The organism is Streptomyces sp. NPDC017520 (assembly GCF_044329855.1).
Classification (GTDB): domain Bacteria; phylum Actinomycetota; class Actinomycetes; order Streptomycetales; family Streptomycetaceae; genus Streptomyces.
Map to the genome: position 1 here is coordinate 22,535 of NZ_JBIRKB010000024.1, position 15,974 is coordinate 38,508.

Here is a 15,974-nt window from a genome sequence, read left to right on the forward strand (position 1 = left end):
TGGGGGTTGGGCTTCTCGTGGTGACGGGCTGCCTCCGCGTTCGGCCGGGCTGTGCCCGCGCTCACGTCATGGAGACGACGACTTTCCCAGCCTTCGCGCGTCCCTTCTCGACGTACTCCATGGCCTGGAGAGTTTCGTCGAACGGGAAGACGCGGTCGATGACGGGACGGACCTTTCCGGCGTCGATGAGGGGGGTGAGTTCGCGCAGCTGGTCGCCGCTGGCCTTCATGAACAGGAACGAGTACGTCACGCCGAGGCGCTTCGCATTGCGCCGGGTCTTGAAGCTGAGGGCGGTCATGGCCAGGCGGAGGACCGGGTTTGCGCCGAGTTCGCGGGCGAAGGCCGGGTCGGGCGGGCCCGCGACGCTGATGGCCGTGCCGCCGGGCTTGAGGATGCGCAGGGACTTGGCGAGGTTCTCGCCGCCGAGGCTGTCGAGGACGACGTCGTAACCGTTGAGGACCTCTTCGAAGTCCTGCGTGCGGTAGTCGACGACGACGTCCGCGCCGAGGTCCCTGGCCAGGTCGACCTTGGTTGTGCTCACGGTGGTGGCCACGTGCGCGCCCAGTGCCTTGGCCAGCTGGACGGCGATGGAGCCGAGGCCGCCTGCGCCGGCGTGGATGAGGACCTTCTGACCCGGCTGTACGTGGCCCCGCTCGACCAGGGCCTGCCACGCGGTCAGGGCGACCAGGGGGAGGGAGGCGGCCTCGGTCATGGTGAGCGTGGCGGGTTTGGGTGCCAGGTCGTCCTGGTGAACGGCGATGAGTTCGGCGAAGGTGCCGATGCGGTCCTTGTCGGGGCGGGCGTAGACCTCGTCGCCCACCGCGAAGCGGGTGCCGGACGGGCCGACCCGGACGACCGTCCCGGCGAGGTCGTTGCCCAGAACGAGCGGGAGCCGGTAGGGCAGGAATGCCTTGAAGTCCCCGTTGCGGATCCGGAGGTCCAGCGGGTTGACGCCCGCCGCGTGGATCTTGACCAGGACGTCGTCGGCGCCCACCTGGGGGTCGGGTAGCTCGGCGGCGCCCATCCCGGCTTGGTCGCCGTACTTCTCAACCATGAAAGCCCTCATCTTCGTCTCCGTTCCGTGTCCCGTCCGTGAGGGCAGGGTCTCCGCTCACCCCTGATTCTCCCAGTACGAGATAGCTTGTGTCGTTTCTCTGGCTACGGCGCGGGCGCACCGCGTCTGCGGCCGCGTCCGGCGATCAGGCCACCGGAACGACCGGGGCGCTAATTCGGTCGGCGGCGCCTCCCTGGAGGCGGTCCAGGGAGGCGGCGATTCCCTCGTGGGGTGCGCCGAGCGGCACCGCGCTGACATCGGTGAGGCGGGTGTACTGCGCGTCGGTCAGCTGGATGTCGAGGGCGCCGAGGTAGCTGTCGAGCTGAGAGAGGCTGCGCGGGCCGATGATCGGGACGAGCGTGGCCACGGAACGGGCGGCGCGCTCGCGCATCCAGGCTACCGCCACCTGGGCGGGCGTCACGCCGGTCTCCTCCGAGATCGCCAGGACGTTGTCGACGACGGCGGTCTTCTGGCCGCTGCTCTCGGTGTGGATGACCATGCCCAGATCGCTCAGGCGCCCCTCGGCCGAGCTGCGGTACTTGCCGGTAAGTAGACCGCCGCCGAGCGGCGACCACAGGGCGGCACCCAGGCCCAGGCTCTCGGCCATGGGCAGGAGCTCACGGTCTGCGGTGCGTTCGACGAGGCTGTACTCGTGCTGGATGCCCACGATCGGGGCCCAGTTCTTCAGGTCCGCGAGGGTCACGGCGCGCGAGACGCGCCAGGCGGGGAAGTTGGACAGCGCGGCATGGTGGATCTTGCCGGCGCGCACCAGGTCGTCGAGTCCGCGCAGGAGTTCCTCCATCGGAGTGAGCTCGTCGGGGAAGTGCACCCAGAGCAGGTCGATGTAGTCGGTGCCCAGGCGCTTCAGGCTGGCCTCCACCGAGGCGACCATGTTCTTGCGGCTGTTGCCGGTCTTGGAGATGTCCGGCTGCGGGGCGGCGCCGAGGGCGAACTTCGTGGCCAGAACGAAGTGGTCGCGGTCGGCAGAGATCAGCTTTCCGGTCAGTTCCTCCGACTCGCCGAACTGGTAGCCGTCCGCGCTGTCCAGGAACGTGCCGCCGGCCTCGGCGAACCGGTCGAAGATCCGGCGCGCCTCGTCCGGCTCGGCGCCCGCTCCCCAGCCGGTGCCGAAGTTCGCGGTCCCGAGCGCGTACTCGGAGACGCGCAGTCCGGTCCGGTGTCCGAAGGTCGTGTGCCGCATGAGATGTCCTTGCATGAGGGGTGGGAAGGCGGCCGGGCGGGGTGGACGAGGGTGGGTGTCAGCCCGCGTTCGACTGGGGTGTGGCGGACAGGCCCTGCTTGACGTACCGGCTGGTCTCGTCGGCGAGGATCTCGGGCAGGCCGGACTCGATGCCCTGCAGGGCCTGGGCTGCGACATCGGCGGCGGCGACCTTCTGGTCGGCGGGCACGTCGGCGGCCATGTCGGTGTCCATGTAGCCGACGTACAGCGCCGAGACGGTGATCCCGCGCGGTGCCAGCTCCTCACGCGTCGCGTCGCTCAGCGCCCAGGCGGCGGCCTTGGAGGCCGCGTAGGAGCCGAGGCCGGCCGGGTGGAACCAGGACAGGGCGGACAGGACGTTGAGTACGGCGCCGCCACCGTTGCGCTCGATGACGGGGGCGAAGGCCCGGGTCGCGGTGAGCGGGCCGAAGAAGTTGGTCTCCATCTCGCGGCGCACCTCGGCCACGTCGCCTTCGATCAGCGTCGCGCCGGTCGAGATGCCCGCGTTGTTGATCAGCAGGGTCGCGTCGGACGCCACGCGGGCGGCCTCCCGTATCGACGCCTCGTCCGTGACGTCCAGCCGCAGCGGGATGACACCCGGTGCGTCGACCGTCTCGGGGCGTCGGGCCGCGCCGTACACCTTCGCGCCGCGCTCGACGAGCTGGGCTGCGAGGTGTCGCCCGAGCCCTCGGTTGGCGCCGGTGACGACCGCGACCGTGTTCTTCAGTTCCATGCTCGCTCCTGGTCCTGGCGGGTGCCGTCGACCACCCGCAACAAGTTAGATTATGCGTCCAATCTAAACATGGGTCTACGATAGATGCCAGTCGACATCCAAGCCGGAGGTGGTCATGGGCCGCGTATCGCAGGCACAGGCGGAGGAAAACCGCAGGCGGGTGGTGGACACCGCATCCCGGCTCTTCCGGGATCAGGGCACGCAGGTCAGCGTCGCCGACCTGATGAAGGCGGCCGGCCTGACACACGGCGCGTTCTACAAGCAGTTCGCCTCCAAGGAGGCGCTCGTCGACGAGGCCACCGCCCACGCCTTCGCCGAACTCGCCCAGCGCTACAGCGCTGGGCTCGACCGGCATGACGGGCAGCGCGAGGCCGCCCAGCAGGCGCTGATCGACACCTACCTCTCCGTCGAGCACCGCGACGACCCGGCGGACGGCTGCCCGGTCGCTGCGCTCGCCACTGACATCGCGCGCGAAGGCGGGGGGCGTGAGGCCCGTCACGTCTACACCGAGGGGGTGGCCGACTTCGCCAATTTCCTCGCCGCCGACGACCAGGACGGCATCGTCCGCCTGTGCACCCTGTTCGGAGCGCTCGTTCTGTCCCGGGCCACCAACGGCTCCCCGCTCTCCGAAGAGATCCTCGCCGCCGCGCGCGCATCCTTGACCGAAGCAGGCTGATCAGGGGCGCGGTACGGGTGCACGTCGACCGCACACGTGGGCGCCGAGGCGTCCGCGGCCGGGCGGAGGCGTTGGGCGAAGGCCGCCGGCGCCCGGCGCGCCGGTCCTGCCGTGCGCGAGTCGGTTCCGGGGCGCATGCCCGTGAAGCGTGGGCTGCGCAGCCGACGTCAACGTGTCAGCAGAACTGCGATCTGCTCACGGATGTCGCGCAGGATCTCGTCGACGCTCGCGGCGACGTTCACGCTGGCCGCCATCGCTAGGAACATCACGGCTGACACGACGCGCGCCGTTGTTGCCGCGTCCGCCTCGCCGACCTGGGCGTCCCGGCACAGCACGGCGGCCATGGCCTACTCGGTCTGTCCGGTGATGCTGAGGGCCTCGTGGTGGTGGGGTTCGACGGGGTCGCCGAAGACCATCTCGCGTAGGTAGACGCGCCCGTTGTCGATGATCCGCGACATCATCGACTCCTACCAGCGCGCCTCGACCGAACCCGAAGGCGTCAGCTACGCCGAGGTCGACGCGGGCGGCGTCCCCGCCCTGTGGGCCATCCCCGCGGGCGCCAACCCCGGTAAGGCGCTGCTCCACTTCCACTTCGGCGGATCCGTCACCGCCTCCATGTACTCCGACCGTAAGGCCGCCGGTCCCATCGCCAAGGCCGCCGGCGCGCGCTCACTGATCGTGGACTTCCGCCTGGCCCCCGAACACCCCTACCCGGCCCAGCTCGACGACGCCGAGACCGCTTGCCGCTGGCTGCTCTCCCAGAGCTACGAGCCGAAGAACATCGGCAGCACCGGCCACTCCATCGGCGGCACCCTCGCAGTGATGCTCCCGCTGCGCCTGCTCGCGAAGGGTGAGGCGACCCCGGGCGCAATCGTCAGCGTCTCACCGTGGACCGACCTCACCATCCAAAACCCTTCGGTCGACGCGAACGAAGACAACGACAAGATGCTCAGCAGGTCCACGCTGGAACTCTTCCGGTCAGCCTGGCTCCAGGACCCCGCCGTGGACTTCGCCGACCCGCAGATCAGCCTCGTGAACGCCGACCTGACCGGCCTGCCGCCCACCACCGTCCACTTCGGCGGGTACGAGACCCTCGCCGACGACGGCGCCGCGCTCGGACGCCGCCTCGCCGACTTCAAGATCACCTCCGAGGTCCACCCGCTGCCCGAAGGCCAGCACTCCTTCATCCTCAGCGCCGGACGCGTACCCGAGACCGACCAGGCCATCCAGCAGATGGGCCAGTGGCTGCGCCAGCACCTCGGTGCCTGAACCTAGCAGGAGCGCGAGGCTCGAAAGACCGCCGCGACAGCGAGACACCGCGATGCCAGTGACCGGTTCATCGGTCACTGGCATCGCGGTGTCCCGCCGTCTCAGAACGTCACACGGGCACCGGGAAGAGGAGGCAGCTGCTGGTGGCGTGCGCGAGCAGGCGGTCCGCCGCGTCGACCAACTGGGCCTGGGCGAGAGCGGTTCGGCGGCCACCGCTGATCACCGTGCCGACGGCGCGCACCCGGCCCGTGTCCACAGTGACGGGCCGCAGGAATTTCACCGTCAGATCGAGCGAGGTGTACGCCATCCCCGGCGGAAGCGTGGACTGGACGGCGCAGCCCGCCGCGGAGTCGAGCAGCGTGGCGAAAACGCCGCCGTGCATACTGCCGATCGGGTTGTAGTGCTCCTCGCCCGGCACCAGGGAGAAGACCGCCCTGCCGTGTTCCACCTCGTCCAGGGCGAAGTCGAGGGTCCGGCCGACGGGCGCCGCGGCAAGCCGCCCCGCCTGCACCTCGCGCAGAAAGTCGAGACCGGCCATGCCCGCAGCGGCCTGCGCCGGGATCGCCGGATCGTCCCAGCTGTACGTACGTGTTCGCCCCACAGCCCAGCCACCTCCTTCTGATGATCTGACTTTCACAAGTGAAGCTAGCTGCGCCCTCATCTGACTGTCAATGACGAAGCCAGGGGCTCTACGATGACCGGATGGAGTGGCTTGAGGTGAGTACGGAGAACTGCCCAGTCCAGCGCGCGCTGGATCTAGTTGGGGAGAAATGGACGCTGCTGATCCTGCGTGACGCCGTCAACGGGGTGCGCCGCTTCGACGGCTTCCGCCGTCACATCGGCCTCTCGGAGGCCGTCCTCAGCGACCGCCTGCGGAAGCTGACCGCAGCTGGCGTGCTGAAGGCTGTCGCCTACCAGGAGCCGGGCCGACGCTCCCGCAACGAGTACCACCTGACCCGTAAAGGCTGGGACCTGTGGCCCGTCCTGGTGGCTCTCAGCCAGTGGGGCGAGACCCACGCCGTCGACCCCAAGAGCCCGGGCCCCGTCCTGGACGTGACCCACACAGACTGCGGCGCCCCGGTCCACATCACCGTCCAGTGCTCCGCAGAGCACACCCCACTGACTTCCAAGGATGTCACCGTCCGAATGGGGCCAGGCGCGCGACGTCTCTCGTGAGCCGTTAGCCCGGGCGGGCAGCCGACTGATGGCGGAATGGCCTGGCACTGGAGGCGCCGGCCGCTTTCAAGAGGGCGATTGCGACGGTAAGTTCGCCGAACGGGGGAGCGTACTTCAAACACGCCTGCGAAACCTGTCGCATCTCCTGACACCAGACAACGCAGCAGCGGGCAGCTCCGAAACCTACACCCGGGGGCCTCGTCGCCAGGGGTCTCGCGCTGTCAGCACCGTGTCCGGCCCCGGCAACCGCGCCTCCGTACGACCTCGCGCGACATTGTCATCCCTGAGCGGCAATGTCGTCGCCGGAGGGGCGACTCCTCCCTGAGGTTGATCCCGGGGAGTGGACACCGGTTTTCACGCGACGAGTGACAGCGTACGTGTCGTGTTGAGTTGTCGAACTCGGCCGGTGTGCGGTAGCCGAGTGCGGAGTGGCGACGGCGCCGGTTGTAGTACGACAGCCAGCGGAACAGCTCGAGGCGGGTCTGTGCCTTGGATGTCCAGCGGCGTCCGTGAAGCAGTTCGCGCTTGAGGCTCTGGAAGAACGACTCGGCGAGGGCATTGTCATAGCTAACCGACCCGGCCCATGCTGCGGCGGATGCCGTGCCGCAGACGTCGGCGAAGGCGGCCGCGTTGTACTGGGCGCCCCTGTCGGCGTTGAACACGACGCCGTGAACCCGGCCGCCGCGGGAGGCCACGGCCATCTCGATCGCGCCGGTGACCAGCGAGGTGCGCATGTGGTCCGCGATTGACCAGCCCACGACCTTCCTCGAGCAGATGTCGATCACCGTGGCGAGGTAGAGCCACGTCGAACCGACGGCTATGTGCGTGATGTCGCCGCACCACCTGGTGTTCAACGTGTCCGCGGTGAAATCGCGCATCACCAGGTCCGGCACGGGTACCGTGGCTCTGTCGGCGATCGTCGTCCGTTTCTTCCTCCGCAGGTGCCGACCGACGATGTGGTTGGTCCGCATCAGCCGGGAGACGCGCTTGCGGTTGATCCTCCGCCCCCTCGCCCGCAGCTCGGCATGGACGCGCGGAGCTCCGTAGGCGCCATGGTGCTCGGTGTGGATGGCGCGGATCTCGCTTACGGTCCGCTTCTCCTTGGCTTGGCGCTCGGCGCGGGCCGGTGCGGTGGCCAGGTGCCGGTAGTAGGCGGCGCGGGACGCCCCCAGCACCCGGCAGATCCGCTGGACGCCGAAGTCGGCGCGGTTCTCGGAGATGAAGCCCCAGCGGCGGGATCTCACTTCACCTCCCGCGCGAAATAGGCGGCTGCCCGGCGCAGGATCTCGCGCTCCAGGCGCCACTCCTGCTCGGCCTTGAGCAGCCGGGTGTTCTCCGCCCGCAGCCGGGCCAGTTCCTCGGCCACGTTGACGCCGCCGTCACGGCCGTCGGATATGGCCGGGGCCTCATCCTTGCGGACCCAAATCCGCAGCGACTCCGCAGTGACACCGAGATCCGCGGCCTCCCTGGACCGTCAAGATCCATTGTCAGGGTGTCCACTCCACGGGGTCAGCCTCAGCCAGCACGTGGTCCCGGGAGTTTCCACGACGCGGCCCGTGGTGGCGCAGCCGGACCCCCGCCCGTGCAGAGAGCGTGAGAGGCCGGCTCAGCCGTCAGGCGACTCGCTGTCCGTGGAGGCGATCTCGCGGAGAATTTTCGTGGCCAGGGACCGCTCGCTCTCCGGCAGTGACTCCAGGAGGCGCTCGTTGATCCGTTTCGCCGGCGGGATCAGGGAATCGAGCAGTCCGGCGCCTTCGTCGGTGAGACCCAGCAGGGTGCGCCTGCGGTCCTCCACGTCCCGTACCTGGCTCAGATAACCCTGGTCGGTCAGGCGCCGGACCATCTGGTTGATCGTGGAGCGGTCCAGGGAGGTGCGGTGGGCGACGGTGCGCTGGTCGATGCCGGGTTCCCGGCGCAGGGCGTTGAGGACGGCGAACTGCTGCGAGGTGATCTCCCGGGACACGTGCCGGGACCACAGCGCGGTGTGTACCTGTTCCGCGCGTCGGATCAGATGTCCGACGTAGTTGTCCAGGTCCAGTGCGCGCGCCACCGGTGCTCCGTTCGTTCGGTCTCCGAGAGGTGCCGGCCGGACTGCCGGCCGGCACCCCGCGAGTCTATGAGCGCCGACGCCCTCGCGCGGAGGCGGCGCCGTCAGCCGGTGCGACGTCCGGGGCGCTGCTCGTAGGGGACGGCCCGTGATCCGTCGACGCTGACTTCGAGACGGCCGATCCGCTCGATGTCCAGGACGACCCGGTCGCCGTGGCTGAGCGGTCCCACGCCGGCCGGTGTGCCGGTCGCGATGACGTCGCCGGGGTGCAGCGTCATGACGGAGGAGGTGTAGGCGATCAGTTCACGGACGCCGAAGATCAGGTCTGCGGTGTTCGTCCGCTGCCGGGTGGCGCCGCCGACGTCGCAGCGCAGGTCGAGGGAGTCCGGGTCGGGGATCTCGTCCGCGGTGACGACCCACGGGCCGAGGGGGGTGAAGGTGTCGAACGACTTGCGGGTGGAGCGGTCCTCGCCCGAGCGGACGGTGATGTCCAGCAGGCAGGTGTAGCCGAAAACGTGGTCCAGTGCTTCGTCGGCGCTCACGTGGGTGGCGGTGCGACCGATGACGACGCCCAGTTCACCTTCCTGGTCGGTGCGTTTGTCGGTGTAGGGCAGGAGGATGTCCTGGCTGGGGCCGATGACCGAGGAGTTGGCCTTGAGGAAGACGCCGAGGTCGGCGATGGAGGTGGTGCACTCCATCTCGGCCTTGTGGTCGAGGTAGTTGACCGGCGCGCCGACTATCTTGCCGGGGCGGGGAAGTGGGGCCTGGAGAATTGCTTCGGCGCGCGGAATGCGTGGGAGGCCGGAGACATCGAGCGGGGTGGCGCCGTCGCGGGCCGTGGTCTCGATGTACCGGTGTAGCGCTCCCGCCGGGCCAGATATGCCGGGGTCGGCGAGTCGGTCGGTCACGTCGACGAGGTCATCGCCGTCGACGAGTCCGAGCCGCCCCTCGTTGAACAGGGCCAGGCGCATCAGGGCCTCCTTGTGAGGTGTCGGATCAGTGTCGGGCCGGGGCAGGGGTCAGGCGCCGGGGTCGGCGTCTTCCGTGCGGTAGAGGCCGAGGGAGCGCATGACGGGCTCGTCGCTGTAGGAGAACAGGACGGTGTCCGCCGAGGGCGAGGTGTTCACGTGCCGGTAGGACGCCCACCCGGGCACGGCGAAGGTGTCGTGCTCGGACCATTCCAGCCGCTTGCCGTCCACGATGGTGGCGCCCTCGCCGCGGACGACGTTGAAGACGGTGGAGGCCGTGTGGCGGCGGCCGGCTCCCTGGAAGCCCGGACGCAGCCGCTGGATGCGGCAGCCGATGGTGGGCATGACCGGGCCGCCCGTCCACGGGTTGGTGTACTCCAGGACGATGCCGTCGACGTCACTGCCCTCGGCGCTGTCGGCGATGCCGTCCAGGGTGCGGTGGGTCTCCTCCCAGGTGTAGCGCGTCACGGGGGAGTTGGGGCCCTCCTGCTTGAGCCAGACCGGGTTCAGCCGGCCGTGGAGGAACTGTCTGCTGCCGGCGTCGTCCGGGCGGGTGACGGGCTGGAGGCGCTCGGGGTACTTCTCGTAGAAGCCGGCTTCCAGCGCGTTGACGAGGGGGTAGTCCAGGGCGTCGAGCCAGATCATCGGCGCGTCGCCCTCATGCGTGTGGTCGTGCCAGTGCCATCCGGGGGTGAGGAGGAGGTCGCCGGGGGACATGAGGACGCGTTCGCCGTTGACCGTCGTCCAGGCGCCGGACCCCTCCAGGATGAAGCGGAAGGCGTTGGAGGTGTGCCGGTGGGCCTGGGCAGTCTCGCCGGGCAGGATGATCTGCAGTCCCGCGTAGAGGGTGTTGACGGTGGCCGGGGGGTCGGTCAGGCCGGGGTTCACCAGCATGAGCACGCGGCGTTCCGCCTTCTCCAGCGACAGGGTCCGGGAGAAGTGCAGCAGATGCGGACGCAGCTCCTGCCAGCTCCAGCGGTGGGGTATGGCCCGGCTTTGGGGCTCGGCGGGGAAGAGGTTGCCGTAGAAGCGCCACAGTGGCGCGGCGCCCGCGCCCTCCAGAGCCTGGTAGACGGAGTCGTCGGTTGTCATGGTGTGTCCTCCTGAGGTGGTCGGCTCACGGGGCGGGGGTGCCGGAGGCGGTCGGCGTCCACACCCAGGACATGTCGTCGAAGTCGTCGGGTTCGCGGGACGCGAGGAGGAGGTTGCGGAGGGTGGCGCCCATGCCCTCCAGGTGGCAGATCTCGCCGAAGCTGCGGGCGTTGGTCTGAATGCGTGCCGCCCGGTCCTTTCGTTGCGCGGCGTAGGCGGTAAAGGCTTCGCTGGGGTCGCCGAGCTGGCCGAGTGCGTGCCCCAGGGCCACCGCGTCCTCCAGTGCCTGGCAGGCGCCTTGGGCCAGGTACTGCAGCATCGGGTGGGCGGCGTCGCCGAGCAGGACGATCCGGCCGTGCACCCAGTCCTCGATTGGCTCCCTGTCGTAGAGAGGCCATCGCCGGTCGCGTGAGATCAGCGGCAGGGCGTCGCGTACGGTCCGGCAGGTTCCGGCGAAGCGCTCCTCGAGTTCGGCCTCGGTGCCCCAGTCGTCGGAGTCCGGGGTGTAGTGGTCGCTCTCGAAGACGGCGACCTGGTTGTACAGCTCGCCGCGGCGTACGGGGTACTGCACCAGGTGCATGCGGGGCCCGGCCCACACCATGACCGCCTCCGAGGCGGCGTGCCGGGACATCGGACCGGCCATCCTCTCTATGGGCAGTGCTCCGCGGAAGGCCACGTAGCGGGAGCAGACCGGCTTCCCGTCGCCCACCAGGGTCTGGCGCAGGCGTGAATGCAGGCCGTCCGCGGCCACGACCGCGTCCACGGCCAGCACCGGGTGGGTCTCGGCGAAGTGCAGCCGGGCCCCGGCCCCGTCCTGGTCGACGTGCGTGACGGTGTGGCCGGTGCGCAGGGTGACCGCGGGGTGTTCCTGGCAGGCGGCGAGCAGCGTCGCGTGCAGATCGGTGCGGTGTGTGACGAGATAGGGGTGGGTGAAACGCTCGGTGTAGGCCGCGCTGCGAAGGTCCAGCGACGTGACCTGGTCGCCGGTCAGGGCGTCCATCATGACGAGCCGGGGCGGGGCGACCGCGGTGCACTGAACGGCCGGGAGGACGCCGAGTTCCGCTAGGGCGAGAGAGGCATTCGGGGCGAGCTGGAGACCGGCGCCGATCTCGCCGAACCGGGCGGCTCGCTCGACCAGCGTGACGCGGTGCCCGGCGCGGGCGATCGCCAACGCCGCGGCCAGTCCGCCGATGCCACCGCCGACCACGGCGATACGGAGAGGAACAGGGGTCACGGGCATACGGCCTCCTGGGATGGAAGGAGTGGAGGGCACCGGAGAGAGAGGCGGGGAGAGCGGCCTCATATGATCAGTAGATCAATCATTGGTGTACTGACTATATTGCGAGGGTGTTTCTCCGGTGTCAATGGATGTCGGGGCGACGGCCCGGTCCGCAGGCCGCCGCCTCGTGTTCCGCGCGTCGGGGTGATGCTCGGTCAGCAGGCCGTGGTGATGCTGTCCAGGCGCAGCGGAGCGCTCGTGCGTGCGGTGATGTCCTCGATGGTCACCCCCGGGGCGGTTTCGACGAGGGCGAGGCCGCGGTCGGTGACGTCGATGACGCCGAGGTTGGTGATGATCCGGTGCACACACCGCTCACCGGTCAGCGGCAGGACGCACTCCTGGAGGATCTTCGGCGTGCCGTCCTTGGCGGTGTGTTCCATCAGGACGATGACGCGGCGGGCCCCGTGGACGAGGTCCATCGCCCCGCCCATGCCTTTGACCATCTTGCCGGGGATCATCCAGTTGGCGAGGTCCCCGCGGGCCGACACCTGCATGGCGCCCAGGACGGCGGTGTCGATGTGACCGCCGCGGATCATGCCGAAGGAGAGCGCCGAGTCGAAGAAGCTCGCCCCGGGCAGGACGGTCACCGTCTCCTTGCCGGCGTTGATCAAGTCTGCGTCGACCTGCTCCTCGACGGGGTAGGGGCCGGTGCCGAGGATGCCGTTCTCGGAGTGCAGCACGACGTGCACGCCGGGCGGGAGGCGCCCGGGGATGAGGGTGGGAAGGCCGATGCCCAGGTTGACGTAGGAACCGTCGGTGAGTTCGGCGGCGGCGCGGGCGGCCATCTGGTCGCGGTTCCAGCCCAGGGTGCTCATGCGCGGAGGGTCCTTTTCTCGATCTGCTTGTCAGCGGCCTCGGCCGGGGTCAGCTCCACCACTCGCTGCACGTAGATGCCCGGCAGGTGGACCTCGTCGGGGTGCAGTTCACCTGGTTCCACGAGCTGTTCGACTTCGGCGACGGTGACGCGACCGGCCATGGCGGCGAGCGGGTTGAAGTTGGCGGCGGCGCGACGGAAGACGAGATTGCCGTGCCGGTCGCCGCGCCAGGCCCGTACGAGGGCAAAGTCGGTGGTGATGCCGTGCTCCAGCACATGGGGGCGTCCCGCGAACTCGCGGGTCTCCTTGGCCGGGGAGGCGACGGCCACCGTTCCGTCGGGCGCGTACCGCCAGGGCAGGCCGCCGAGGGCCACCTGCGTGCCTACACCGGCGGGCGTGTAGAAGGCGGGGATGCCCGCGCCGCCCGCGCGCAGTCGCTCGGCGAGCGTGCCCTGCGGGGTCAGTTCCACCTCCAGCTCGCCGCCCAGGTACTGGCGGGCGAACTCCTTGTTCTCCCCGACGTAGGAACCGGTGACCCGGGCGATGCGGCCGACGGCCAGCAGGACCCCGAGTCCGCGGCAGTCCAGGCCGCAGTTGTTGGACACGACCTCCAGAGCGGTCGCCCCTTGCCCGTACAGGGCGTCGATGAGGATGGCGGGGACACCGGAGAGACCGAAGCCGCCGACGGCCAGCGAGGCGCCGTCGGTGATGTCGGCGACCGCCTCGGCGGCACTGTCTCGGACCTTGTTCACGCGGGGGTTTCCTTTCGTGCGGGGCTGCCGGGCAGGTTGGCGGACCGGCAGCCGGCGACGACCGGACGGGCGCGGGCGGCGCCGACGCGGGCGAGGACCGTGTTCACCCGCCGGCCTCCGGGCGCAGGGCATCGGAGACGGATTTGACGCCGCCGTGCGCCGTCAGGCCGCCGTCCACCGGGATCTCAGCACCGCTGATGAACGAGGAGTCGTCCGACAGTAGGAAGACGACCAGCGGGGCGACCTCGTCGACGGTTCCGGTGCGGCCGAGCGGGGTCTCGCGGACGTTGGCCTCCCGGAAGTCCGGTGCGGCCGAGGCGGTCATCTCGGTCTCGATGTAGCCGGGGTGGATCGTGTTGACGCGGATTCCCCGCGGGCCCAACTCCAGCGAGGCCGCCTTCGACAGGCCCCGCAGGGCCCACTTGCTGGTCGTGTAGGCGACTGGGTAATGGGCGGTGAGGGCCGCCGAGGAGCCGACGTTCACGATGGACGAGCCGGCGGGCATGAGCGGTGCGAGGTGCTTGATGCCGAGCAGCGGGCCGGTGACGTTGACGGAGTGCACGCGCGCCATGTCCTCGGGCCGTACGTCCCCGAGTCGGGCCCGCCAGGTGATGCCGGCGTTGTTCACCAGGCCGTGCACCTGGCCGTGTGTCCCGCGCAGTTCGGCGGCCAGTTCGGCCCAGTCCTCCTCGCTGCTGACGTCGAGGCGGTGACAGCCCGGTGCCGCCGCCACGTCGGTCGCGACGACGAGGGCGCCCTCCCGGGTGAGGGCCGCGGCCTCGGCCGCGCCCTGTCCGCGAGCCGCTCCCGTGACGACGACGACCTTGCCCGAAAGCCTGCCGCGAGAGAGGGCGTTCACGGCCGCTCCCGACGGCGGCGCCGGCCGGACGGCAGCGGCACGGGCTCCACACCGGGCACGACGGTGCTGGCCAGGGTGCCGATGCCCTCGACGGTGAGGCTCACGGTGTCACCGGGCCCGAGCGGCGGCGGGGTCTGCTCGCCGCGCACCCCCCACAGCTCGGCGAGGCAACCGCCGTTTCCGCACGTCCCGGAGCCCAGGACGTCGCCCGGCACGACCCGGGTGCCGCGCGAGGCGTAAGCGGTCATCTCCTCGAACGTCCAGCTCATGTTTGACAGCAAGTCCTCGCCGACCACCTGGCCGTTCACCTCGGCGGTCAGCGCGAGGCGCAGGAAGCCGTCGGCGTCCCGGTACGGCTCCAGCTCGTCGGCGGTAACCAGGTAGGGGCCCAGGGTGGTGGCGGTGTCCTTGCCCTTGCAGGGGCCGAGGCCGACCTTCATCTCCGCCGACTGCAGGTCCCGCGCGGACCAGTCGTTGAACACGGTGTAGCCGACGATGTGGTCGCGGGCCTGCTCCGGGGTGAGATCGCGGCCCTCGCGGCCGATCACCGCGCCCACCTCCAGCTCGAAGTCGAGCACCGCCGAACCGGGTGGCACGGGTACCTCGTCGTGCGGCCCGTAGACGGCGTGCGGGTTGGTGAAGTAGAAGGTCGGCGCCGCGTACCACTGCTCGGGAACGCCCGCCACGCCCTCCACGGCGCGGCGCACCCCTTCGACGTGCTCCTCGAAGGTCACGAAGTCCCGCACGGACGGCGGCTGCACGGGGGAGAGCAGGCGCACCCGGGAGACGTGCGGACCGGGCGGGACGTCCAGGGCCGCCGCACCGGCGGTGAGCAGCCCCGGCAGGCCGTTGCCCTCGGCGAGGAGGGCGGTGAGCGAGGTGACGCCGGGCAGCGGGAAGAGGGTGCCGTCCTCCTCCACCACAGCCACGCGGCGGCGGTGCTGATGTTCGTACGCGGCGAAACGCATGTGCGGCTCCGGAGGGGAGGGTGGGGAGGGGCCCGCGCGACAGGGCGCGGGACCACGGGGACGCGGCGGCGTGAGCCAGGGCAGGGACAGGGCTGCCGCGTCCCCGGGAACGGGGGGTCGGTCGGCTCAGACCGGCGGGGCGACGAACACGCCGCGGTCGGGGTCGTTGAAGGACTCCTTGGCGATGAGCTCGTTCATGGGGTTGGCAGTGCCCCACTGGTCGGTGACCTCGGGCTTGGAGAAGTCGTAGACGTGGGGGTGCCAGGTGTCCTCGTCGAGGTTCTCCAGCTCGGTGGTGTACTCAACGGTGTTGCCGTGCGGGTCGAGGAAGTACGTGAAGGTGTTGTCGCCCGCCATATGCCGGCCCGGACCCCAGACCTTCTTGAAGCCCGCCCGGATGACGCGGCCCGAGCCGCGCATGTACTCGTCGATGCCGCGCATCTCGAAGGAGACGTGGTGCAGGGAGGTGTGCGGGCCCTTCGCGATCGCCATGGAGTGGTGCTGGTTGCTGATCCGCATGAAGTGCATGACCTCGCCCATGTGCGGCGAGCTGAGCGTGTCGGAGAGGCGGAAGCCGAGGTGGCGCTCGTACCAGTCGCGGGTGCGGTCCAGGTCGGGCGAGTTGAGGACGACGTGGGAGAGCTTGACCGGGATGGCCTCCTTCTCCTCGATCTTGCGGTGCTGCCGCACCTCGACGTCCGCGGAGACCTCGATGGTGCGGCCGTCGACGTCGAAGAAGCGAAAGCCGTATCCACCACCGGGGGTGTCGACGGCGCCCGGCCGGGAGATCAGCCGCACGCCGCCGGCCAGCAGCCGCTCGGCGAGGGTGTCCACGTCGGCGGGGTTCGCCGCGCCGTAGGAGACGAGGTCGAGGCGCTTCTCCTCGGCCTTGCGTAGGCGCACGACGTACTGCTCGGGGGATCCCTCGGCGGCCAGGAAGGAGATGCCGGAGTCCTCGGCGACCTTGGTCAGGCCCCAGACGTCGCCGTAGAAGTCGAGCTGCTTGTCGTAGTCGGGCACGGCGAGGTCGACGTGCCGCAGATGGGTGAGCAGACGGGAGCTCATGG

General features: G+C 70.0%; 19 protein-coding genes. 3 read left to right on the top strand and 16 right to left on the bottom strand.

Features of this window, described 5'->3' with window-relative positions:
- Positions 1–61: 61 nt before the first annotated feature.
- The 3 genes from ACH4KB_RS34865 to ACH4KB_RS34875 form a co-directional block, all read right to left on the bottom strand.
- Positions 62–1,066, bottom strand: a complete 1,005-nt coding sequence (locus ACH4KB_RS34865) for an NADP-dependent oxidoreductase (protein ID WP_398070600.1) — start codon at positions 1,064–1,066, stop codon at positions 62–64.
- A 133-nt stretch (positions 1,067–1,199) separates the two neighbouring features.
- Entirely contained in the window at positions 1,200–2,255 is a 1,056-nt protein-coding gene (locus tag ACH4KB_RS34870; RefSeq protein WP_398070602.1) for an aldo/keto reductase, read from the bottom strand.
- Between the two features lie 58 nt (positions 2,256–2,313).
- The gene (locus tag ACH4KB_RS34875) at positions 2,314–3,006 is read right to left on the bottom strand and encodes an SDR family oxidoreductase (protein WP_398070604.1); all 693 of its coding nucleotides are present in this window, start codon (positions 3,004–3,006) and stop codon (positions 2,314–2,316) included.
- A gap of 115 nt (positions 3,007–3,121) precedes the next feature.
- Between ACH4KB_RS34875 and ACH4KB_RS34880 the strand changes: the two genes are divergently transcribed.
- Entirely contained in the window at positions 3,122–3,682 is a 561-nt protein-coding gene (locus ACH4KB_RS34880; protein WP_398070606.1) for a TetR/AcrR family transcriptional regulator, read from the top strand.
- Positions 3,683–3,849: 167 nt separating this feature from the next.
- Here the strand turns inward: ACH4KB_RS34880 and ACH4KB_RS34885 are convergent, their stop codons facing one another.
- A complete protein-coding gene (locus ACH4KB_RS34885; RefSeq protein WP_398070608.1) occupies positions 3,850–4,026 on the bottom strand; it encodes a hypothetical protein in 177 nt (58 codons plus the stop codon).
- A 100-nt stretch (positions 4,027–4,126) separates the two neighbouring features.
- Between ACH4KB_RS34885 and ACH4KB_RS34890 the strand changes: the two genes are divergently transcribed.
- Positions 4,127–4,951 carry an alpha/beta hydrolase gene (locus ACH4KB_RS34890; protein ID WP_398070610.1) on the top strand — a complete coding sequence of 275 codons (825 nt, stop codon included), beginning with the start codon at positions 4,127–4,129 and terminating at the stop codon, positions 4,949–4,951.
- A 109-nt stretch (positions 4,952–5,060) separates the two neighbouring features.
- On the opposite strand, the gene ACH4KB_RS34895 is transcribed toward ACH4KB_RS34890, so the two are convergent.
- Positions 5,061–5,552: a PaaI family thioesterase gene (locus ACH4KB_RS34895; protein ID WP_398070612.1), complete on the bottom strand. Its 492-nt coding sequence runs from the start codon at positions 5,550–5,552 to the stop codon at positions 5,061–5,063.
- A gap of 101 nt (positions 5,553–5,653) precedes the next feature.
- Here ACH4KB_RS34895 and ACH4KB_RS34900 point away from each other — a divergent pair, with 101 nt between their 5' ends.
- Positions 5,654–6,127 (top strand): winged helix-turn-helix transcriptional regulator, encoded by a 474-nt coding sequence (locus tag ACH4KB_RS34900; RefSeq protein ID WP_398070614.1) that lies wholly within the window; start codon positions 5,654–5,656, stop codon positions 6,125–6,127.
- Between the two features lie 221 nt (positions 6,128–6,348).
- Here the strand turns inward: ACH4KB_RS34900 and ACH4KB_RS34905 are convergent, their stop codons facing one another.
- From ACH4KB_RS34905 to ACH4KB_RS34955, 11 genes are all read right to left on the bottom strand, one after another.
- Positions 6,349–7,371: an IS3 family transposase gene (locus ACH4KB_RS34905; protein ID WP_398070616.1), complete on the bottom strand. Its 1,023-nt coding sequence runs from the start codon at positions 7,369–7,371 to the stop codon at positions 6,349–6,351.
- On the bottom strand, positions 7,368–7,493 hold the full coding sequence (locus tag ACH4KB_RS34910; RefSeq protein ID WP_398070618.1) for a hypothetical protein: 126 nt from the start codon (positions 7,491–7,493) through the stop codon (positions 7,368–7,370). The genes ACH4KB_RS34905 and ACH4KB_RS34910 overlap by 4 nt, the downstream gene beginning before the upstream one ends.
- Before the next feature lie 240 nt (positions 7,494–7,733).
- Positions 7,734–8,177 (bottom strand): MarR family winged helix-turn-helix transcriptional regulator, encoded by a 444-nt coding sequence (locus tag ACH4KB_RS34915; RefSeq protein ID WP_398070620.1) that lies wholly within the window; start codon positions 8,175–8,177, stop codon positions 7,734–7,736.
- Positions 8,178–8,278: 101 nt separating this feature from the next.
- Positions 8,279–9,145: a fumarylacetoacetate hydrolase family protein gene (locus ACH4KB_RS34920; RefSeq protein ID WP_398070622.1), complete on the bottom strand. Its 867-nt coding sequence runs from the start codon at positions 9,143–9,145 to the stop codon at positions 8,279–8,281.
- 48 nt (positions 9,146–9,193) lie between these two features.
- Positions 9,194–10,234, bottom strand: a complete 1,041-nt coding sequence (locus ACH4KB_RS34925; protein WP_398070623.1) for a cupin domain-containing protein — start codon at positions 10,232–10,234, stop codon at positions 9,194–9,196.
- A gap of 25 nt (positions 10,235–10,259) precedes the next feature.
- Positions 10,260–11,474, bottom strand: coding sequence for an FAD-dependent monooxygenase (locus ACH4KB_RS34930; RefSeq protein ID WP_398070625.1), 1,215 nt, complete (start codon positions 11,472–11,474; stop codon positions 10,260–10,262).
- A 194-nt stretch (positions 11,475–11,668) separates the two neighbouring features.
- Positions 11,669–12,319: a CoA transferase subunit B gene (locus ACH4KB_RS34935; RefSeq protein ID WP_398070740.1), complete on the bottom strand. Its 651-nt coding sequence runs from the start codon at positions 12,317–12,319 to the stop codon at positions 11,669–11,671.
- A gap of 5 nt (positions 12,320–12,324) precedes the next feature.
- Entirely contained in the window at positions 12,325–13,080 is a 756-nt protein-coding gene (locus ACH4KB_RS34940) for a CoA transferase subunit A (RefSeq protein ID WP_398070627.1), read from the bottom strand.
- A gap of 103 nt (positions 13,081–13,183) precedes the next feature.
- Positions 13,184–13,939, bottom strand: a complete 756-nt coding sequence (locus ACH4KB_RS34945) for an SDR family NAD(P)-dependent oxidoreductase (RefSeq protein WP_398070629.1) — start codon at positions 13,937–13,939, stop codon at positions 13,184–13,186.
- Positions 13,936–14,907, bottom strand: coding sequence for a fumarylacetoacetate hydrolase family protein (locus ACH4KB_RS34950; protein ID WP_398070631.1), 972 nt, complete (start codon positions 14,905–14,907; stop codon positions 13,936–13,938). Before ACH4KB_RS34950 ends, ACH4KB_RS34945 begins: the two co-directional genes overlap by 4 nt.
- Before the next feature lie 126 nt (positions 14,908–15,033).
- Positions 15,034–15,972 (bottom strand): VOC family protein, encoded by a 939-nt coding sequence (locus ACH4KB_RS34955; protein ID WP_398070633.1) that lies wholly within the window; start codon positions 15,970–15,972, stop codon positions 15,034–15,036.
- Between the last annotated feature and the right edge of the window lie 2 nt (positions 15,973–15,974).